This window comes from Actinobacillus genomosp. 1 (assembly GCF_029774175.1).
Lineage (GTDB): Bacteria > Pseudomonadota > Gammaproteobacteria > Enterobacterales > Pasteurellaceae > Actinobacillus.
Genome location: NZ_CP103834.1, coordinates 1681806 through 1703184, shown reverse-complemented (window position 1 = coordinate 1703184; position 21379 = coordinate 1681806). Strand labels below are relative to the sequence as shown.

Below are 21379 nucleotides of genomic sequence, written 5' to 3'. Positions count from 1 at the left end.
CCACCTATAATTTAATCCCCAAAATTTGAGTGATTTCGCCTAAAATGCGATCAATATCGGCATTTAAAGCGGTACGTTTTTGCTGATAATTTGCAATGAGTTCATCAGGCGGTAAAATTTCCTCTTCCTCGTGTGGGAAACCACATAGATCAATGTTAAATTGGCGATCCGCAATTTCTTGATAGCTGTAACATCTCGCTTTATCAAAGCCATCAATTTCAATCGCTTGGCGGTTGTGCCACCATTCCATTACCTCGTTGAAATGCTCCAATTTCATTGGTTTAGTTTTGGAGAAATTTTTGTAGCCTTGTGGCATATCTAAGCGGTAAAACCACGTTTCTTTAGTCGGCTCGGTATTATCAAAAAACAGAATGTTGGTGGTAATCGATGTATAAGGAGCAAACACGCTATGCGGTAAGCGGATTACCGTATGCAAATTCATTTCACTCATCAATTTTTGCTTAATCGCCATTTTGGCATTATCCGTACCAAATAAGAAACCGTCAGGCAACACGATTGCTACACGCCCATTTTTCTTTAAGCGATACATAATTACCGACATAAACAGGTCGGCGGTTTCGCTACTGCGGAGAGCGGACGGGAAATTGGTTTTGATTTGCTCAATTTCGCTACCACCATAAGGCGGGTTCATCAAAATAACATCAAATTTATCATTCTCTGTGTAGTCTTTGACGGGCTTTTCTAAGGCATTGTCGTGATGCACATTTGGGTTATCAATGTCGTGCAATAGCAAGTTAGTAATGCAAAGTAAATGCGGTAAAGCCTTTTTCTCAATGCCATAAACAGAATTGCTAAGTAGATTTTTATCATTAATAGAATCGTTTTGTTTATCTAATTCTTTTAATGCCGACGTGAGAAATCCACCTGTACCACAAGCAAAATCAGCAATTTTTTCTCCTAATCTAGGCTTAATCATTTTTGCCATAAAATCGGTTACTGCTCTTGGTGTATAAAATTCTCCTGCATTGCCCGCACTTTGTAGGCTTTTCAGGATATTTTCATAAATATCGCCGAAAGCGTGGCGTTCTTGATATTGCTCGAAGTTAATTTCATCAATGATATTAATCACTTGGCGAAGCAAAATACCATTTTTCATATAGTTGTTATTATCTTCAAAAGCGGCACGAATGATCTTTTGATTCATTGGTGTTTCAGCTGAAATCGGTAAGTTTTTTAATGCTGGAAAGAGCTCGTTATTGACGAAGTTGAGCAATTCATCGCCTGTCATTGCTTTACCGTCTTTGTTATCTTTCGCCCAATTTTGCCAACGTAAAAAGTCGGGCAAAATAGAATGGTAATTATCGTCGATTTGCTCCCACTCCTGTTCTTTGGCATCGTAGATTTTTAAAAATAGAATCCATACGATTTGTTCGATACGTTGGGCATCACCGTTAATGCCAGCATCATTTCTCATCACATCTTGCAGACGTTTTACTAAATTGTTTAAACTCATTTTGTGTCCTATATAAACGAGAAAGAGCGGTCAGATTTTAGAAAATTTTACAAATTTCTTATAAAATCTAACCGCTTATAAAATTAATCAGAATAAATAATTTTTTCTAAGCCTTTTACCGCTTTTCGATAAAGTTCTTTGCCCCCAAACTTATTCAGAATAGGGAGTAAACCTCCAAATGTTCTAAACTTTGGTGTTTGTAGTAATTCAGTTTTACTAAGATCTTTAGTGCCTGATTTCACATATTCATCAAGCAACAGCCCCAACACTTGGCGATTTTCTTCGGAGTATTGGGCTAAATAGTCGCTCTTTTTCGCTTTCTCGATTCGCTCTTGCTTCGTTATCGGCATTTTGCCGTAAGCAACTTTGCGAATAACGTCATAATCATCAAATTGGCTACCAAATTGATTTTTCTTCCGCAGAGAATTAAGCCATTTTTCATCGGTGTAAAATTTCAAGAAAATCTCACCGCTTGTAGTCCAGCTTTGCTGGAATTGCTCATAAGATGAGAAATCTTTTTGAATTTCACGTTGAGAGAAAATATCAATATCCTCTGAAACCAGTTCGCCCTGTTCGTTGAGATATTGCACTTTTTCATCCAGAATTCGAAGTTTTAAGCTGCCAGCCTCCACAATAATAGCGGGCTTATATTCACCACCATCTTCTTTTACTTGATCAGTTGGTTTGGAAGTGCGGTTATTTTTTTCGTTATTTTCTTTGTCATTAAATGGTTTATTTTCAGGCAGTTCAAGAATAGCTACTGGATCACCATCAAAAGCAGGATCAGCAAAAAGGCGAGTTACACCACGAAAATCCAAAATAGTAAAAAATTCTTTGCCTGCATCGGTGCGTAAACGTGTGCCACGCCCAATGATTTGCTTAAATTCGGTCATTGACTGAATGTTGGCATCAAGCACCACTAATTTGCAGGTTTTGCTGTCTACACCCGTAGTCATTAATTTTGATGTTACTGCGATGACAGGGTAAGCATTCCCTTCATTTTGTACATCACAAAAGGCTTCTAAATCGTCATTTTTACCTGTTTGGTCGCCTGTAATTTGGCGAATATATTTGGGATTTTTTGCCAACATATCGGCATTTAAGCGAGAAAGCTCCGCCACCATTCGCTGTGCGTGATTGATATTGGCACAGAACACAATGGTTTTATCCAAGCGGTTGGTTTTCTTGAGAAATTCTGTGATGCGTTCTGCGACAAGGCGAGTGCGGTCGTTTAAGATAATGTTGTAGTCAAAATCTTTAATGGTATAAAGACGATCTTCTACCAATTCTCCATTTTTGTCGGTTAAACCTTTGGTTGGTCGCCAACCTTTTAAGTCGCAATCTAAATCCACTCGAATAACCCGATAAGGGGCTAAAAAGCCATCTTCGATACCTTGTTTTAGGCTGTAGGTGTAAATCGGATCGCCAAAATAGCTGATATTGCTTGCATCAGCAGTTTCTTTTGGCGTTGCGGTCATACCAATGTGCGTTGCTTCGTTAAAATAGTTCAAAATTGCACGCCAATTAGAATCTTCTTTGGCACTGCCACGGTGACATTCGTCAATGATGATTAAGTCAAAAAATGACGGTTGGAATTGCTTAAATAATTCGTTATCCGTTTCGCCATCTAATTGCTGGTAGAGTGCAAGATAGACTTCAAACGAGCTATCTAATTTTTTATTGCTCACTTTAACCATTTTGTCTTTAAATGGCTTGAAGTCTTGGGTCATCGGCTGATCGACTAACACATTTCTGTCTGCTAAAAATAAGACTTTACGTTTTGCCCCACTGGCTTTTAGACGATGAATAATTTGGAAAGCGGTGTAAGTTTTCCCTGTTCCCGTTGCCATTACCAATAAGATGCGATTTCGTCCTTTTGCCACCGCTTCAATGGTAAGATTGATTGCATTCTCTTGGTAATAGCGTGGCTCTTTGAAATTATCACTTGCACTGGTGTAATAAGGCTGTTGGATAATTTTCAATTCTTCGGGTGTATATTGTTTGCTCCAACGTTCAGAAAGTTCTTGTGGAGTCGGGAATTGCGACATTGGCAAAGTACGTTGAACACCCGTAATAAAATCATGCTCAACAAACTCATCACCATTTGAGCTATAGGCAAAAGAGGCTCCCAAGTCTCTTGCATAATCCATTGCTTGCTGTAAACCATCTCTTGGCGAATGTTTATAATCCTTCGCTTCTACTACCGCAATCTTATGATTTTTTGATTGATATAAAATATAGTCCGCTCGTTTTGCTTCTTTGCGGCTGGCTAGTTTAGTTTTAGGATCAACAATCATCTGTCCATCGGTAAATGGTTTATCAACTTTAAAAGAATATTCCTCGCTAATATGTCGATCACTCCAACCTGCATTTTTAATTGCAGGTGTAATGAATTTTGAACGAATATCTGCTTCGGACATCTGACGTTTTTCTGCTGGACTAAACATGGCTTTCCTTCCGATAAGTTTTTCTTATCGGAATAATATCAGAAAGATTTATTTAGAAAAACAAAAGGCGTAAGTTACCTTACGCCTTTTATAAATACATTTTACGTTTGAATCGCTTATTTTATTTTTGCCAAACGCTCACCCATTTGGGTTTCTACGCCGGCTTGTAGGTGAGCTTCGAATTCAACACTATCTTTCGGGAAGAGGTTAATTACGGTTGAACCTAAACGGAAAGCACCCATTTCCTGACCTTTTTTCAGATGCACCGCTGTTTCTCCGGTGGTTTCATAGTGATATACCACAACATCTTTTGCTCGGGGCGGATTAATCACGCCTGCCCAAACGGTACTCATACTTGCCGTAATTGTTGCACCGACAAGAATTTGCACCATCGGCCCGAATTCGGTTTCAAATTCGCAAATTACACGTTCGTTACGTGCAAATAAATTCGGCACGTGTTCAGCTAAGAACGGATTTACCGAAAATAATTCACCCGGTACATAAATCATTTTACGTAATGTCGCATCACACGGCATATGTACGCGGTGGTAATCGCGCGGCGATAAATAAGTGGTAATAAAATGACCGTCTTTAAATTTATTCGCCATTTCTTGATCGTTTGCTAATAATGTTTCAAGCGTAAAGAAATGACCTTTAGCTTGTAGTAAACGGTCATCTTCAATTTTGCCCGATTCGCTTACTTTACCGTCGGCAGGTAAGCAAAGTGCTTGTGCGTCTTGGTTAATCGGACGAGCATTTTCTTTTAACGGACGAATAAAGAACTCATTAAATGTGGCGTAATCAGACGCATTGCTTTTTTGGGCTTCCGATAAATTCACATTATATTGTTTAGCAAATGCACGAATAATAAAGTGGGTTACAACACCCCATTTTTGTTCTGCCAACCAACCGGCTACACGTGTAACAGGTAATTGCGGAAAAATATATTGAAAGGCGACTTTCACACGTTGCCAATAAGTAGGAGTAGAGTATGACTTTAAAGACATTAGGTTGTATCCTTTTTATGCAATTATATAAATAGTCGCGAAGTATAACAGAAAGGAAAGAAATTTACCTAATAGTTATCAAGAGGGCTGAGCCTATAGATTATCTAATAGAGATGCCTAGTATGAATGGTTCGACTCAGCCCGATTTCTTACTCTAGTACAATGCGTTCACGATTTTTCTCTAGCGTTGCTTTACCGATACCGGATACTTCGGTAAGTTGCTCTATAGTAATAAAAGAACCGTTTTTGGTGCGATAATCGACTATCGCTTGTGCTTTTTTCTCGCCGATGCCGACTAGTTTCGCTTTTATTTCCGCCGCATCAGCCGTATTGATATTAACTTGATTCTGTTTCTCGACAGCTTTTCCCGTCATAGTCGCTTGTTGAATAACAGGTGTAGGTTCCGATGCGGATACTTGATTTGGTTTAGCTATCGTATTGCCGGATAGCAGAGCAATCATGAAGCTAATGCTAAGTGTGGTAAGTTTTTTCATAAGTGTTCTCCTTTTTAATTCATAATGTTTCGAGAACAATTTACAAGTCCGTATCATATCGAGCAATTTAACAAATATATTTTTGCGATACGGATCGAGAAAGTCACAAAATTTGTTGTCATAAAATAAAATTGACGGAGAAATAACTTTTTTAGTAGCGATTTAAATAGAATGAGCAGTAATTTCTGTATGATTTCATACAGATAATGGAATTTTTCTGAAAAAGCGTGTGCTGATTGAGCGGAAATACTTTAAAATATGAAAAATCTATTTGGTCTATTTCTACTCTAATATTTGGATATTTAAATGTCACATAATCATCTCCGCAAAGAGCCAACATTTGGCGAATCATCTTCTAATACGGTAAGCTCAACAGAACAAACTGTAGAAAAAATTAATTCGGACGTTATCGAAAAAAGCGTAGTAAACGCTACGGTATCGTTACATTCAACTAAAGTACCTAGTTATACTTTTACGCCGACTATGACGCGTCCGGTTGATGAAACGACAACATTAAAATCAATTGAGGAAACTCAACGAGTGAACAATGAAATGAAACTCTCAACTCATACAGACAGTGATACGACAGACACGCTGAAAGCTGCCGAACAGGTAAATAAAGTTACAACTCCAGAAACGGATACAGTAAAATCCACCGCTAAAAACTCAGGTTTTGCATTTTCTCCCGTTGAAGACGATGTGGAAAAAAGTAAAGTTGAAACTGTGAAAGTTGAGAAAACGGTAACAGAGGAAAAACCAACGATGAATACGAATAATATGGAACGAGTTATTCCGGTATCTAATGTGGAAAAACCGGAAGCACCTATCGTAAAAGTACCTTCAAAATTCCGTCGTTTAGGGCTTGTAGCCGGTCTTGCGGCGATTTTAGCCGGTATTTTCTTTTGGTTAAAACCAAGTGCGCCGGAAACGGTAGAAGAATTACAAGCTCAACAAGGCGGTTCGTTACCAATTGAATTCCGACCGGTTGATGAGGAAGAAGCGAAACGAGCGGAAGCACAAGCGAAAGCCGAACAGGAAGCGGCAGCTCTAGCGCAACAACAAGCTGCGCAGCAAACGCAACAATCGACAGCGGAAGCCGGTGCAACAAACGCGACAAATACTCCGGCAGAATCGGTAACACCGACTACAACGGAAGCTACGGTACCGGCAGTAAATAGTGCGACTGCAACTGAAACGGCGGCGGTAGTCAATAAACCTGTTGTACAACCTGAAGTGGCTAAACCTAAAACGCAAGGCAGCGTGATTCATCAGTCGGAAAATAAAGCGGATAACAAAAAAGCTGAGCCTAAACAGCCGAAAGTTAAGGCAATGACCGCAGATGAGTTTAATGCGAAGAAAGCTAAGAACGCTCAATTAGATCAGTTAGTTAAAAATGTAGAGCAAGGTAAGACGGTAGAAAAAACGGCGGCTAAGGCGGTTAAACCGGCAGTTGCTACTACGACAAGCGGTGTGGTTTCAAGTAAAACATTAACCGTACCGAAAAGTACTTCATTAATGCAAGTGTTCCGTGATAATCAGTTAAATATTTCGGATGTAAATGCTATGAGTAAAGTGAACAACGTCGTCAGTAACTTGAAAGTCGGTGAGCGTGTTACGGTTCGTTTGGATAAGAATAACCGCGTAGTTGAAATGAATATCGGTTCCGGCGGTAAGTTTACTCGTCAAGCGGATGGCAGCTATAGCTTTAAATAATAAATATTACAGAGCAACGTTATAGCCGTTGCTCTTTTTCTTTCAATTTTTAAGGAAAGAGGGGTTTATTGAGGTGTCTTTTTTTATTCAAAAGAAAAGTGCGATTATATGCTCAATAAGTATGTTGGTTATTGTTGGTTGTAAGCCGCTGGAAGCACCTATTGAACAGGTACAACGCGTACAATTTGTAAATAAGCTGGTGCCGACTACAATAAAACCTACGGAAAAAATTAGTGTGGTAAAAAGCCAAACGGCAACAGAATTTCTTTGTAAAGATGATGTTGTTATCAAAGTGCAACGTTACCAATCTAAAAAAGATATAAAAAGTAAGCGAAGAGCAAATGCCAATCAGGCTATTGCGGTCACTTATGGTAATGCTAAACATACGCTGTCACCGGTCGTTGCCAAAGTAGGCGGTGAAAAATATAGCAATATACGTTGGACTTGGTTTGAAGGATTGGACGGCATAGCCGTGCTTTCGGATAACAGCGGCAACGTGTTGGCAAGTGACTGTAAAGCTAAATAACAATAAGCGGTTAAATTTACTTAGATTTTTGCAAGTTTCGAAGTAAAAATAACCGCTTGTTATTTTAGGGAAAAGGACTTAATGAATATTTTAATTATTGGCCCGTCTTGGGTCGGCGATATGATGATGTCGCATGCACTGTATCAACAACTCAAAATTCAATACCCGACTTGTCAAATTGACGTGATGGCACCGGATTGGTGTCGTCCGTTACTTGCTCGAATGCCGGAAGTACGTAAAGCGATCTCGATGCCGATTGGACATGGTTCGTTCCGACTATGTGAGCGTTATCAATTAGGAAAATCGCTGCGCAATCAATACGATATGGCGATTGTTTTACCTAATTCACTTAAATCGGCATTTATTCCGCTATTTGCCAAAATTGCGGTGCGCCGCGGCTGGAAAGGCGAAAGTCGCTATTTCTTGTTAAATGATTTACGCAATAACAAGCAAGATTATCCGATGATGGTGCAACGTTATGTTGCATTGGCTTTTGAGAAAAATGCCGTGCCGAATGCTAAAACATTGCCGATGCCGGTACCTTATCTACAAACGCAAGCGGCTGAGATCATTGCAACTAAAGCGAAATTTGCCAAACAGTTTGAATATGCCGAACAGCGTCCGGCAATCGGCTTCTGCCCTGGGGCGGAATTCGGGCCGGCAAAACGTTGGCCGCATTATCATTATGCTAAATTGGCGGAAATGCTGATTGAAAAAGGTTATGCGGTACATCTGTTCGGTTCTAATAAAGATAAAGAGGTCGGTGAACAAATCCGTGCAAGTTTAGCGGACAATTTACAGCGTTATTGTGTCAATTTAGCGGGGCAAACCGACTTGAATCAAGCGGTTGATTTAATTGCCGATTGTCATGCGGTGGTAAGTAATGATTCCGGATTAATGCATATTGCCGCAGCACTTGGCAAACCGTTGGTTGCGCTTTACGGACCGACCAGTCCGCAATATACGCCGCCGCTTTCCGATAAGGCTGTGATTATTCGCTTAATTGATGGCGGTTTGATTAAGATTCGCAAAGGTGAAGCTGCCGAAGGCTATCATCAGAGTCTGATTGATATTCAGCCGGAAATGGTGATTAAAAAATTAGAGACGTTGTTAGGCTAATTGCAAGCGGTCATTTTTTGCAAAAACTTTGCAGATTTAGACCGCTTGTTTATCTCAATTCAAAAGATAAATAAATGAAAGTTTTAATTGTAAAAACCTCCTCAATGGGAGATGTGATTCATACTTTACCGGCCTTAACCGATGCTCAACAAGCAATTCCGGATATTCAATTCGATTGGGTAATCGAAGAAAATTTTAGTGAAATTCCGCATTGGCATTCGGCGGTTGATAAGGTCGTGCCGTTAGCGATTCGTCGTTGGCGTAAGAACTTATGTAAACGCCAGACCTGGCTGGAATGGCAAAATTATCTGAAGCAACTCCGCTCGACGGAATATGATGCGGTGATTGATGCGCAGGGGTTGATTAAAAGTGCAGTATTTGCCACCAAGCAGGCGAAAGGATCGAAATACGGTTACGATAAACATTCGGCTCGAGAAGGTTTAAGTAGCCTGTTTTATGATCACACGTTTAATATCGCTTATCAGCAACATTCGGTGGAACGGATTCGTCAGTTATTTGCGATGTCACTGAATTACACGCTCCCCGATAGATTGGGCGATTATGGCATTGCCATGCGTTTTGCCAAAAAAAATGAAAATTCAACCGCTTATGTGTTAGCTATTCATGCGACGACTCGAGCGGATAAACATTGGAAAGAAGAATATTGGCGAGAAGTAATTTTAGAATTAAGCATACAAGGTATTGAAGTCCGTTTGCCGTGGGGGAATGAGGCGGAAAGAGAGCGAGCGATACGTTTGGCGGAAACAGCAACGAATGTCGTGATATTACCGAAATTATCCTTAACCGAACTGGCGGAGCAAATTGCCGGTGCGAAGGTCGTATTGTCGGTTGATACCGGACTAAGCCACTTAGCTGCCGCATTAGATAAACAAAACGTGATTTTATACGGTGCAACCGACCCAAAATTAATCGGTGCTTACGGCAAAAATCAGCATTATCTGAGCGGAAACGGTATGGCGAATATTTTACCTTATCGGGTATTGCAAACCTTAGAAACATTGATCACGGAATAATCAATTTATCCCGAGTCGGATACTTGACTTTTGGTCCGTATAACAATAAAATCTACCGTCCTTTCGTCTTTGAAAGGGTATTTTTAATTTTATTTTTATAATTTTAACTGGAGCTTTTAAATGGCAACTATCAACCAATTAGTACGCAAACCGCGTGTGAAAAAGGTTGTAAAAAGCAACGTTCCTGCATTAGAGGCTTGCCCGCAGAAACGTGGCGTGTGTACTCGTGTATACACTACTACACCTAAGAAACCGAACTCAGCATTACGTAAAGTGTGCCGTATTCGTTTAACAAATGGCTTTGAAGTAACTTCATACATCGGTGGTGAAGGTCATAACTTACAAGAACACAGTGTTGTATTAATCCGTGGTGGTCGTGTTAAAGACTTACCGGGTGTGCGTTATCACACTGTACGTGGTGCACTTGACTGTGCAGGCGTTAAAGACCGTAAACAAGGTCGTTCTAAATACGGCGTTAAACGTCCTAAGGCTTAATGGATCTCCGTTAAGTAAGGCCAAACGTCTAAATTAATCAAAAAAATTTAAACCATAAACTCCAGTCAATCGTGATGTGTAGTCACACACAATAGATGAGTTTTGGATTATCCTGAATATATAAACGGAGTATTTGCAATGCCACGTCGTCGTAGTGTTGAACCTCGCAAAATTCTTCCAGATCCGAAGTTCGGTTCAGAGTTACTTGCGAAATTTATTAATGTTTTAATGGTAGATGGTAAAAAATCTACAGCAGAATCAATTATTTACGGTGCTTTAGAAACTTTAGCACAACGTACTGGTAAAGAAGCTTTAGAAGCATTCGAAGCAGCGTTAGAAAACGTTCGTCCGACAGTAGAGGTTAAATCTCGTCGTGTTGGTGGTTCTACTTACCAAGTACCGGTTGAAGTTCGTCCTTCTCGTCGTAACGCATTAGCTATGCGTTGGATTGTTGAAGCGGCTCGTAAACGTGGTGATAAATCAATGGCATTACGTTTAGCAAACGAACTTTCAGATGCAGCGGATAACAAAGGTACGGCTGTTAAGAAACGTGAAGACGTTCACCGTATGGCTGAAGCTAACAAAGCGTTTGCTCACTTCCGTTGGTAATCGTTTAGCAATATGCTTGCAGGGCTTCATCACAAAATTTGCGATGAAGCCTTACCCTTATTTAAACTCATATTAAATTCCAAACAAGGTAATAATATAATGGCTCGTACAACCCCTATTTCACGCTACCGTAATATTGGTATCAGTGCGCATATCGATGCAGGTAAAACAACTACATCTGAGCGTATCTTATTCTATACAGGCGTGAGTCATAAACTTGGTGAGGTGCACGATGGTGCAGCTACTATGGACTGGATGGAACAAGAGCAAGAGCGTGGTATTACCATCACCTCTGCTGCAACAACAGCGTTCTGGTCCGGTATGTCTAAACAATTTGAACAACACCGTATCAACGTTATCGATACTCCGGGACACGTGGACTTTACAATCGAAGTAGAACGTTCAATGCGTGTTCTTGACGGTGCGGTAATGGTTTACTGTGCGGTAGGTGGTGTTCAGCCTCAATCAGAAACCGTATGGCGCCAAGCAAATAAATATCAAGTACCACGTATTGCGTTCGTAAACAAAATGGACCGTACCGGTGCTAACTTCCTACGCGTTGTTGATCAAATCAAAACTCGTTTAGGCGGTAACTCTGTTGCATTACAACTTCCTATCGGTTCAGAAGATAGCTTCAAAGGCGTAGTTGATTTAATTAAAATGAAAGCAATCAACTGGAACGAAGCAGACCAAGGTATGACTTTCACATATGAAGATATTCCTGCGGATATGTTAGAAGCATGTGAAGAACGTCGTGCAATGTTAGTTGAAGCGGCGGCTGAAGCATCAGAAGAGTTAATGGAAAAATTCTTCAGTGGTGAAGATTTAACCGAAGAAGAAATCAAAGCGGCTTTACGTCAGCGTGTATTAGCGAACGAAATTATCCCTGTTTGCTGTGGTTCTGCATTTAAAAACAAAGGTGTTCAAGCAATGCTTGACGCAGTAATTGAATATTTACCTGCACCTACAGATATCCCGGCAATTAAAGGTATCAATGAAGATGAAACCGAAGGTGAGCGTCACGCAAGCGATGAAGAGCCTTTCGCAGCTTTAGCATTCAAAATTGCAACAGACCCATTCGTTGGTAACTTAACCTTCTTCCGTGTTTACTCAGGCGTAATTAACTCTGGTGATACCGTTTACAACTCAGTTAAACAAAAACGTGAACGTTTCGGTCGTATCGTACAGATGCACGCAAACAAACGTGAAGAAATCAAAGAAGTTCGCGCGGGCGACATCGCTGCGGCAATCGGTTTAAAAGATGTTGGTACAGGTGATACATTATGTGCACAAGACGCACCAATCATCCTTGAGCGTATGGAATTCCCGGAACCGGTAATCTCTGTAGCGGTAGAACCGAAAACTAAAGCTGACCAAGAGAAAATGGGCTTAGCGTTAGGTCGTCTTGCTCAAGAAGACCCTTCATTCCGTGTTCACACAGATGAAGAATCAGGCGAAACCATCATCTCCGGTATGGGTGAGTTACACTTAGATATTATCGTTGACCGTATGCGTCGTGAATTTAAAGTTGAAGCGAACATTGGTAAACCACAAGTATCTTACCGTGAAACTATCCGTACAACAGTTAAAGATGTTGAAGGTAAACACGCAAAACAATCTGGTGGTCGCGGTCAGTACGGTCACGTTGTTATCGACTTATACCCATTAGATCCGGAAGGTCCAGGTTATGAGTTCGTAAACGAAATCAAAGGTGGTGTAATTCCTGGCGAATTTATCCCTGCGGTTGATAAAGGTATCCAAGAGCAACTTAAATCAGGTCCGTTAGCGGGTTACCCTGTAGTTGATGTCGGTGTACGTTTACACTTCGGTTCATACCATGATGTTGACTCATCAGAATTAGCGTTTAAACTTGCAGCATCATTAGCGTTTAAATCAGCGTTCGCAAAAGCTAACCCTGTATTACTTGAGCCAATCATGAAAGTTGAAGTGGAAACTCCACCGGACTACGTGGGTGATGTAATCGGTGACTTAAGCCGTCGTCGTGCAATGGTGAACGGTCAAGAAGCGAATGAGTTCGTGGTTAAGATCAATGCGGAAGTTCCGTTATCAGAAATGTTCGGTTATGCAACAGACTTACGTTCACAAACTCAAGGTCGTGCATCTTACTCAATGGAACCATTAAAATACGCTGAAGCACCGACAAGTGTTGCTAATGCAATTATTGAAGCTCGTAAAGCTAAATAATTTATCTTTTAACTAAAGCCTCGGCAATAGGGCAGAGGCTTATTTCTAGGAAGCTATCAAAGTGTCTAAAGAAAAATTTGAACGTACAAAACCCCATGTAAACGTGGGTACAATCGGTCACGTTGACCATGGTAAAACAACTTTAACAGCAGCGATCACGACTGTATTATCGAAACACTTCGGTGGTGCGGCACGTGCATTCGACCAAATCGATAACGCGCCGGAAGAAAAAGCGCGTGGTATCACCATCAACACCTCACACGTTGAATACGATACGGAAACACGTCACTACGCACACGTAGACTGCCCGGGACACGCGGACTATGTTAAAAACATGATTACCGGTGCGGCGCAGATGGACGGTGCAATCTTAGTAGTAGCAGCGACAGACGGCCCAATGCCACAAACTCGTGAGCACATCTTATTAGGTCGCCAAGTAGGCGTACCATACATCATCGTATTCTTAAACAAATGCGACATGGTAGATGACGAAGAGTTATTAGAATTAGTAGAAATGGAAGTACGTGAACTTCTTTCTCAATATGACTTCCCGGGTGACGATACACCAATCGTACGTGGTTCAGCGTTACAAGCGTTAAACGGCGTGCCGGAGTGGGAAGAAAAAATTCTTGAGTTAGCACACCACTTAGATACATACATTCCAGAGCCAGAGCGTGCGATTGATAAACCATTCTTATTACCAATCGAAGACGTATTCTCAATTTCTGGTCGTGGTACGGTAGTAACAGGTCGTGTTGAACGTGGTATCATCAAATCAGGTGAAGAAGTTGAAATCGTAGGTATCAAAGAAACTACGAAAACAACCGTAACTGGTGTTGAGATGTTCCGTAAATTATTAGACGAAGGTCGTGCGGGTGAAAACGTTGGTGCATTATTACGTGGTACAAAACGTGAAGAAATCGAACGTGGTCAAGTATTAGCGAAACCGGGTACAATTACTCCACACACAGACTTCGAATCAGAAGTTTACGTATTATCAAAAGAAGAAGGTGGTCGTCATACTCCATTCTTCAAAGGTTACCGTCCACAGTTCTACTTCCGTACAACAGACGTAACAGGTACAATCGAATTACCTGAAGGTGTTGAGATGGTAATGCCTGGCGACAACATCAAAATGACTGTAAGCTTAATTCACCCAATCGCGATGGACGAAGGTTTACGTTTTGCGATTCGTGAAGGTGGTCGTACAGTAGGTGCGGGCGTTGTAGCGAAAATCATCAAATAATTAAGTTTTAGCTTAATATTTGAAGTGAAATGCTAAAGAGAAGGCGTGTTGAAAGACACGCCTTTTTGTTTTTTATGATGGGTATTAAGGTAACGGATTAGTTATGCCGGTTATGAATAAATACGCGGAAAATCATGAGAGACGAAAGAAAAAGCAATGAAAAAGACCGCTTGTTGTGCAATAAGCGGTCTGATTTTTATGAGATTTTGCTAACGGCTAAATTCCGTCTCCATAAGTCCCTTCGATATCTTCAAAATATTGGTTCATATCAAAAGCCGGTTTTTGTACAGATGATTGCCCAATAATACGAGCCGGTACACCCGCTGCGGTAGCGTGATCAGGAACAGGCTGTAATACAACTGAATTGGCACCGATTTTTGAATAACGTCCTATCTCAATATTACCCAAGATTTTCGCACCGGCACCAATCATTACGCCCTCACGAATTTTAGGATGACGATCGCCGTGCTCTTTACCGGTACCACCAAGAGTTACGCCTTGTAAAATAGATACATCATTTTCAATCACTGCCGTTTCACCCACTACAATACCTGTTGCGTGGTCAAACATAATACCGCAACCTAATTTGGCAGCGGGATGAATATCTACGTCAAATGCCACGGAAATTTCATTTTGTAGATAAATAGCTAATGCTTTACGCCCTTGCTGCCAAAGGTAATGAGTAACACGGTAACTTTGGATTGCATGATAACCTTTTAAATATAACAACGGTGTTGTCCATTTATCTACTGCAGGATCTCGAGTTCGAACCGCATCAATATCACAAGCGGCACTGGCAATAATTTGAGGGTTAGCTTGATAGGCCTCTTCGATAATTTCTTTTAATGCGATTGCCGGCATGATCGGGTTAGCGAGTTTATTCGCTAAAATGTAGCTTAACGAACCGCCTAAATTGCTATGTTTTAAAATAGTCGCATGGAAAAAGCTGGCAAGCATCGGTTCATTATCGACAAGTTCTTGGGCTTCTTCTCTAATATTTTTCCAAATTTGATTAAGTTCACTTTCGTTCATCTAAAACCTCTTTATTCGCCTTTGCGTTCACGCCCTAATAGGCTCGTAGCAACATCATGCGCATTCTTACCGCAGAATAACATTTGATAGATTTGTTCGACAATCGGCATTTCGACACTTTGGGTCTGAGCCAGTAAATACGCTTCTTTGGTATTGTGGAAACCTTCCACCACTTGCCCGATTTCCGCCATAGCTTCCTCAGCAGATTTTCCTTGCCCGAGCATTAAACCGAAACGACGGTTACGCGATTGGTTGTCGGTGCAAGTTAGTACCAAATCGCCAAGTCCCGCCATACCCATAAAAGTATTGGCATTTGCACCAAGTGATGCGCCTAAACGGCTGATCTCAGCTAAACCGCGCGTAATAAGTGCCGTTCTTGCATTAGCACCAAAGCCCATTCCATCGGAAATACCTGCCCCGATTGCAATGACATTCTTAATCGCACCGCCTAATTGCACACCTACCATATCGTTGTTCAAATAGACTCGAAACGCTTTAGCACAGTGAATACGTTGCTGCATTTCGTCGGCAAATTGGCTGTCTGTTGAGGACAGTGCGATAGCTGTCGGTAAGCCTTGAGCGAGTTCTTTGGCAAATGTCGGCCCAGATAGCACCGCTAACGGGTATTGATTACCAAGAATTTCTTGTGCTACGGTTTGTAATAGTCGTCCGGTATTACGTTCCAACCCTTTCGTTGCCCATATAATACGATGATGGGTACTTAACAGAGGCTTTATTTGTTTTAGCACATCGGCAAATACATGACTTGGTACAACGATTAAAATATCTTTGGCTTTGGAAATGGCTTGAACTAAGTCACTTTCAATCTCTAAGGCATCGGGAAAAGCAATATCCGGTAAAAAAGCGTTATTCATTCGTTCGGTTGCCAACACCGCCATTTTTTCCGGTTGATGTCCCCATAGGTAGGTTTTATGTCCGTTACGTGCAAGTGCGATTGCCAGAGCGGTGCCGTAAGAACCAGCACCTAAAACAGTAACGGGTGCCGAATAGACGTTACTCATTATACTTTCCTTATATGATGAATATTTTGAAATTAGAATCCGTATAGGCTGTTAAACAATAACGCTCAATATATCATTTGAGATAAATCCGTCAATTGCGCTTATTTAAACCTATGCAAAGTTTTGAGTTATTGCCTGAGATGAGAAAAAGAAAAGGTATGCAAAGGATGCATACCTTAAAAGAGATTAGTTTACTGCAGGGGTTTCTGCATTTTGCTCCGCTTCTTGACGTTGTAAGTAATCCATAAATAACGCATCGAAGTTTACCGGAGATAAATTTAATGCAGGGAAGGTACCACGGTTTACTAAGCTGGAAATTAATTCGCGAGCATAAGGGTAAAGCACGTTCGGGCATTGTGATGCGAGGCAATGTGCCAATTGAATGCCTTCTATACCTTTAATTGTGAATACGCCCGCTTGCTTCACTTCACAGATAAATGCGGTATCGCCGCTATCTTCTAATGTAGTCGAAACATTAATATGTAATACTACTTCATAGAGATCTTCATCTAACTGTTTAGTTTCCGTATCAAGTTCAAAACCTAATTGAGGTTTCCATTCTTGATGGAAAATAGTCGGTAGATTCGGAGCTTCGAATGAAACGTCTTTGATATAGATACGTTGAATTTGAAGTTCGAACGGAGTTTGCGCTTCTTCTTGAGCGGCCACTTGGTTTTCTTCAGCCATAATATTTCCTTTAATCTATTTAAATTATTTATGTTTTTTAACTGTCGGAAGATTCGCAGCTTTCCAGCCTAAAATACCTTCTTTTAATACATACACTTTAGCGAAACCTTGTTTGGCAAGTAAATCCGCACTTGAACCGGCAGAGAAACCGTTGCTATCAACTAAGATAACCGGGCGATCTTTGTATTTCTCGATCGGATGAACATTATTGGCTTTGATTTCACTCGGCAGAATATGATGACTTTCAACGATATGCCCCGCACGGAATTCATCTTCCGAACGTAGATCGAGGAAAATACCTTCTTCTTTATTAACTAATTGTGTTGCTTGAGCATTTTCAACGATTTTATATTTGCTGGTTATGCCTTTATAAAAATTGAATAAAACCGCAACCACTAAGGCAACCCAAGCAAAAATTAAAATAGGATGAGCCGCAATAAATTGTTGGAGCTGTTGAGTAAATGTTAAATCCATGACTAAATTCTCTTCTTGTTAAAAAGAAAGCGGTCATTTTTAGAGAAATTTTTGCAAATTTTTTCCTAAAATCAACCGCTTATAAAATGCTAATTAAAAGCCCTCCAAACCGGAGAGCTTTATGTTTGAGAATTAGCCTTGAGCTTGTTGAGCCATTACTTCGTCAAAAGATGCCGCTTTTTCGGTTACTTTCGCTTTCGCAAGCACTACTTCAACCGCTTGTTCTTCTAATACCACGTTACGGATATTTTCGGTTAATTGACGGTTTTTCGCATAGTGAGCAACAACTTCAGCCGGTTGTTCGTAAGCCGAAGCGATTTCAGCAATCGTTTCTTCAACACGTTTCTCATCAACTTTTAATTCGTTAGTACCGATTACGGTTGAAAGTAATAAACCTACTTGAACACGACGTTTTGCATCCGCTTCGAATAACTCCGCCGGTAATTGTGCAGCCATTTCCGGTTTACCGCCGAAGCGTTGAACTGCTTGACGACGTAATACGTCCACTTCTTCCGCTACTGCTGCAGCCGGTACTTCAATATCGTTTTGTGCGATTAAGCCGTTGATTACTTGGTTTTTAACGCGTGCGGTTACTGCGTTTTTAAGTTCACGTTGCATATTTTTCTTAATTTCCGCACGTAATTCTTCAACGGTTTTCGCCGCACCGAATTTTTTCACGAATTCTTCGGTTAATTCAGGTAATACGATATTTTCTACTTTCTTAAGTGTAATTGCGAATTTCGCCGCTTTACCTTTTAAGTTTTCAGCGTGGTATTCTTCAGGGAAAGTAACATCGATATCGAATTGTTCGCCGGCTTTGTGACCAACGATACCTTCTTCAAAACCAGGGATCATACGACCTTGACCCATTGCTAAAGTGAAGTCTGTCGCTTTACCGCCTTCAAACTCTTCACCGTCTACAGAACCTACGAAGTCGATTACAACACGGTCTTCCGCTTGTGCCGCTGCTTGAGATTCAGCCCAAGTTGCTTGTTGTTTACGTAACACATCGATCATTTTGTCTAAATCAGCTTCTGTGATTTCTACAACCGGTTTTTCAACTTCGATGTTTTCTAAGCCTTTTAATTCAACTTCAGGGAATACTTCAAAAGTTGCAGTGAAGCTGAATTCTTGACCCGGTTGGTAGTTGTTCGGTGTGAAGGTAGGACGACCGGCAAGGTTAATTTTCTCAGCGATTACCGCATCAAAGAACGCACGTTGCATTTCATCGGATAATACGTCTTGGCGAGCCGCTAAACCAAAACGTTGTTCGATAATTGCGTGCGGTACTTTACCTTTACGGAAACCGTCTACACGAGCGTTTTTCGCATAGCCTTTTAATTGCTCTTTGTAAGCCGCTTCGATTTTATCAGCAGCTACGGTAATAGTTACGCGGCGTTGTAAGCCTTCTAAAGTTTCAATAGAAATTGACATTCTTAAACCTCAAGTTGGGGGTATATAAAAGATACAGAAATAGACGTTTATTGTAACGTTATGTCAATGAACTGTCGAGGGATATTGCGCGGATAATGGACAATTGATAAGAAATAATCAAAAAAAATCAGCAAAATTTATCCGTTAAGCGGTTAAATTTTACTGATTTTTTATCATCAATACGGTTTACCTTATCTTTCCGATTTAAAGACTATAAACCTTTAGGAATACGGATTTTTTGACCCGGGAAGATTTTATTTTCGTCTTTGATTACTTCTTTGTTCGCTTCAACGATCGCTTTATATTTTGCACCGTTACCGTACGCTTTGGTTGCGATTTCCCATAAAGTATCGCCTTTTTGAATCACGTAGAACTCATCGTCACCGGCAAGCGCTTCGCCGTTCGCAATTTGAACGCCGTCGATTTTCACTTCCGAAATACCTTCGATGTTACCCGCCATTAATACCGCTTTTTCTACCGCTGCCGCAGTCGCCGCAATACCGGTCAAATTCGCCACACCGTTTTCAACCGTTACTTGCACATTCTCAACACCCGGATTGTCCGCATTCAAATGTTCTGTTACCGCTTGTGACGCTTCTTCTTCTTTATTGAAAAGTTTTTTGCCGATATTGGCTGCAAAATCAAATAAACCCATGGTAAATTCCTCTAAAGTTAGGTTTAAGGGAGACTATATTCTACATCATTATAGGGTGATTGAAATAGTCGAATCGTTGCGTTAGATTGATGATTAAAAAATAAGTTCAATCCGCTACGGATAATACCGCTTATTAAGTTTTTAATCGTTAAGTGAGAAAATTGACGGCTTATCTTTGATAAGCGGTTGTTTTCAGTAAATGTTTTACAAAAAATTGAGTAAAAATGACCGCTTACGTTTCAAATTTTCTTCATTTTCGGCTAAAATCTCATTCTTTTGTATTTTTCTTCATTCATTTTATTCAGGCAAGGGCGAATCGTGAAACAAGTTAAATTTTACCTGTTGAATCAAGCCGGCGGGCAAGAGCTTTCTGCAGTTGAAGCGATGGCGTGTGATTTAGCGGCGGATGCGTGGCGTTTAGGTAAACGGGTATTGATCGCCTGTGAAACCGAACAGCAAGCCTTGAATATTGATGAAGCCTTATGGGCGAGAGATCCCGATTCGTTCGTACCGCATAACCTTTCCGGTGAAGTAACGCAATACGCTACACCGATAGAAATTTCATGGAAAGGCAAACGTAATGCACAACGCCGAGATTTATTGATTTCGTTACAAACAGACGTGCCGGATTTTATCAACAGTTTTAATCAGATTATTGATTTCGTGCCGGCAAATGAAACGGAAAAAGTACAGGCACGCGAGCGTTACAAACAGTACCGCCAACTGGGTTGGCAATTAACGACGGAACAAGCGTAAATGTGGTATTACAAAACCTTTTCACAATTATCTACAAGAGAATTGTTTGAAATTTACAAGTTACGTACCGCCGTGTTTGTAGTGGAACAAAATTGTCCTTATCAAGAAGTGGATGAGTTAGATCTGATTGCCACGCATTTATTTGCAAAGAATAATGAGAATTTGACCGCTTACTGTCGCATAATCCCTTGCGAAGATTATATAAAAATCGGGCGAGTATTGGTGGCAAAAGAATATCGTGGAGCAGGTTTAGCTCGTGAATTAATGTTACAAGCGGTCGAATTTGCCGAGAAATCCGCAAAACCAATCAAAATCCAAGCGCAAAGTTATTTACAAGGATTTTATAAAAGCCTTGGGTTCGCAGCGACTTCCGGAATTTATTTAGAAGATAATATTCCTCATCTTGATATGGTTTTTAATTAAGCATAATTCAGCCCTATTAGGGCTGGAAATTAGAAAAATACAGAGCCACAGCGAGGCTCACTCAGCCGAAGGCTGATCCTAACCACGTACGGCTTGCCGTGTGTGGAAAAAGAGCGGTTGAATTTCCGTAAAACTTTACAAATTTTGGAGAAAGAAAATGACCCAAAATTGAACAAATTAGAGAACAACAACGCCAACTGCAAATTCAATTTAAAGCGTGGATGGACGATAAGAAAAAGCGTGAGGTGCTAACGTTTCAGCGACCGAATGGAAATATTGTTCGACATTATCCTGACGGACGTGAAGAAGTGATTGAATATGCAAAATAATTTAGCGATTTTCTACTGCGGAACAAACGGTGCGGGGAAAACAACTTTGCGTGGTTTTAATAAAGATACCGTGCAAATTGTGATTGATTCAGATCATATCGCAATGCAAATTAGTCCTGAAAATCCCCGTGCAGTAGATAGTCAAGCAGGCAGGAAAGCGATTGAATTATTATAAAGAGTAAATGCAGTTAACATAAT

The 21379-nt window shown here is 40.6% G+C and carries 20 protein-coding genes and 1 pseudogene; 11 read left to right on the top strand and 10 right to left on the bottom strand.

From position 1 onward, the window contains the following. Positions 1-4 precede the first annotated feature (4 nt). The 4 genes from NYR63_RS07865 to NYR63_RS07850 form a co-directional block, all read right to left on the bottom strand. Positions 5-1474: an HsdM family class I SAM-dependent methyltransferase gene (locus NYR63_RS07865; RefSeq protein WP_005599897.1), complete on the bottom strand. Its 1470-nt coding sequence runs from the start codon at positions 1472-1474 to the stop codon at positions 5-7. 83 nt (positions 1475-1557) lie between these two features. Continuing rightward, positions 1558-3921: an EcoAI/FtnUII family type I restriction enzme subunit R gene (gene hsdR, locus NYR63_RS07860; protein ID WP_279457037.1), complete on the bottom strand. Its 2364-nt coding sequence runs from the start codon at positions 3919-3921 to the stop codon at positions 1558-1560. Between the two features lie 116 nt (positions 3922-4037). Further along, positions 4038-4928 carry an archaetidylserine decarboxylase gene (gene asd, locus NYR63_RS07855; protein WP_279457036.1) on the bottom strand — a complete coding sequence of 297 codons (891 nt, stop codon included), beginning with the start codon at positions 4926-4928 and terminating at the stop codon, positions 4038-4040. A 149-nt stretch (positions 4929-5077) separates the two neighbouring features. Then, entirely contained in the window at positions 5078-5422 is a 345-nt protein-coding gene (locus tag NYR63_RS07850; protein ID WP_279457035.1) for a ComEA family DNA-binding protein, read from the bottom strand. A gap of 306 nt (positions 5423-5728) precedes the next feature. On the opposite strand from NYR63_RS07850, the gene NYR63_RS07845 reads away from it, so the two are divergent. The 8 genes from NYR63_RS07845 to tuf all read left to right on the top strand — a co-directional run bounded on the left by NYR63_RS07845 (position 5729) and on the right by tuf (position 14369). Beyond that, on the top strand, positions 5729-7135 hold the full coding sequence (locus NYR63_RS07845; protein WP_279457034.1) for a LysM-like peptidoglycan-binding domain-containing protein: 1407 nt from the start codon (positions 5729-5731) through the stop codon (positions 7133-7135). 121 nt (positions 7136-7256) lie between these two features. Further along, on the top strand, positions 7257-7661 hold the full coding sequence (locus tag NYR63_RS07840) for a GlcNAc transferase (RefSeq protein ID WP_279457033.1): 405 nt from the start codon (positions 7257-7259) through the stop codon (positions 7659-7661). Between the two features lie 81 nt (positions 7662-7742). Further along, complete coding sequence (gene waaF / locus NYR63_RS07835) at positions 7743-8780, top strand: lipopolysaccharide heptosyltransferase II (protein WP_279457032.1); 1038 nt, start codon at positions 7743-7745, stop codon at positions 8778-8780. A gap of 74 nt (positions 8781-8854) precedes the next feature. After that, on the top strand, positions 8855-9814 hold the full coding sequence (rfaC, locus tag NYR63_RS07830) for a lipopolysaccharide heptosyltransferase RfaC (protein ID WP_279457031.1): 960 nt from the start codon (positions 8855-8857) through the stop codon (positions 9812-9814). A gap of 120 nt (positions 9815-9934) precedes the next feature. Then, a complete protein-coding gene (gene rpsL, locus NYR63_RS07825) occupies positions 9935-10309 on the top strand; it encodes a 30S ribosomal protein S12 (protein ID WP_005543325.1) in 375 nt (124 codons plus the stop codon). 138 nt (positions 10310-10447) lie between these two features. Continuing rightward, positions 10448-10918 carry a 30S ribosomal protein S7 gene (gene rpsG, locus NYR63_RS07820; protein ID WP_005619841.1) on the top strand — a complete coding sequence of 157 codons (471 nt, stop codon included), beginning with the start codon at positions 10448-10450 and terminating at the stop codon, positions 10916-10918. 99 nt (positions 10919-11017) lie between these two features. Continuing rightward, on the top strand, positions 11018-13123 hold the full coding sequence (gene fusA / locus NYR63_RS07815) for an elongation factor G (protein WP_279457030.1): 2106 nt from the start codon (positions 11018-11020) through the stop codon (positions 13121-13123). Positions 13124-13184: 61 nt separating this feature from the next. Further along, entirely contained in the window at positions 13185-14369 is a 1185-nt protein-coding gene (tuf, locus tag NYR63_RS07810; RefSeq protein WP_009875214.1) for an elongation factor Tu, read from the top strand. Positions 14370-14585: 216 nt separating this feature from the next. On the opposite strand, the gene cysE is transcribed toward tuf, so the two are convergent. From cysE to lysM, 6 genes are all read right to left on the bottom strand, one after another. After that, positions 14586-15401 (bottom strand): serine O-acetyltransferase, encoded by an 816-nt coding sequence (gene cysE, locus NYR63_RS07805; RefSeq protein WP_279457029.1) that lies wholly within the window; start codon positions 15399-15401, stop codon positions 14586-14588. Between the two features lie 11 nt (positions 15402-15412). Next, positions 15413-16423, bottom strand: a complete 1011-nt coding sequence (gene gpsA, locus NYR63_RS07800) for an NAD(P)H-dependent glycerol-3-phosphate dehydrogenase (RefSeq protein ID WP_279457028.1) — start codon at positions 16421-16423, stop codon at positions 15413-15415. 186 nt (positions 16424-16609) lie between these two features. Then, complete coding sequence (gene secB, locus NYR63_RS07795; RefSeq protein ID WP_279457027.1) at positions 16610-17110, bottom strand: protein-export chaperone SecB; 501 nt, start codon at positions 17108-17110, stop codon at positions 16610-16612. 24 nt (positions 17111-17134) lie between these two features. Further along, positions 17135-17584 (bottom strand): rhodanese-like domain-containing protein, encoded by a 450-nt coding sequence (locus NYR63_RS07790; RefSeq protein ID WP_009875212.1) that lies wholly within the window; start codon positions 17582-17584, stop codon positions 17135-17137. A gap of 132 nt (positions 17585-17716) precedes the next feature. Then, positions 17717-19018, bottom strand: a complete 1302-nt coding sequence (tig, locus tag NYR63_RS07785; protein ID WP_237592679.1) for a trigger factor — start codon at positions 19016-19018, stop codon at positions 17717-17719. 211 nt (positions 19019-19229) lie between these two features. Continuing rightward, positions 19230-19673: a peptidoglycan-binding protein LysM gene (gene lysM / locus NYR63_RS07780; protein WP_126375176.1), complete on the bottom strand. Its 444-nt coding sequence runs from the start codon at positions 19671-19673 to the stop codon at positions 19230-19232. Between the two features lie 318 nt (positions 19674-19991). Between lysM and NYR63_RS07775 the strand changes: the two genes are divergently transcribed. The 3 genes and pseudogenes from NYR63_RS07775 to NYR63_RS07765 form a co-directional block, all read left to right on the top strand. Then, on the top strand, positions 19992-20429 hold the full coding sequence (locus NYR63_RS07775) for a DNA polymerase III subunit chi (protein ID WP_279457026.1): 438 nt from the start codon (positions 19992-19994) through the stop codon (positions 20427-20429). Beyond that, the gene (locus NYR63_RS07770; protein ID WP_279457025.1) at positions 20430-20852 is read left to right on the top strand and encodes a GNAT family N-acetyltransferase; all 423 of its coding nucleotides are present in this window, start codon (positions 20430-20432) and stop codon (positions 20850-20852) included. Between the two features lie 318 nt (positions 20853-21170). Next, positions 21171-21350 (top strand): annotated as a pseudogene (locus tag NYR63_RS07765) (hypothetical protein); the annotation flags it as partial. Between the last annotated feature and the right edge of the window lie 29 nt (positions 21351-21379).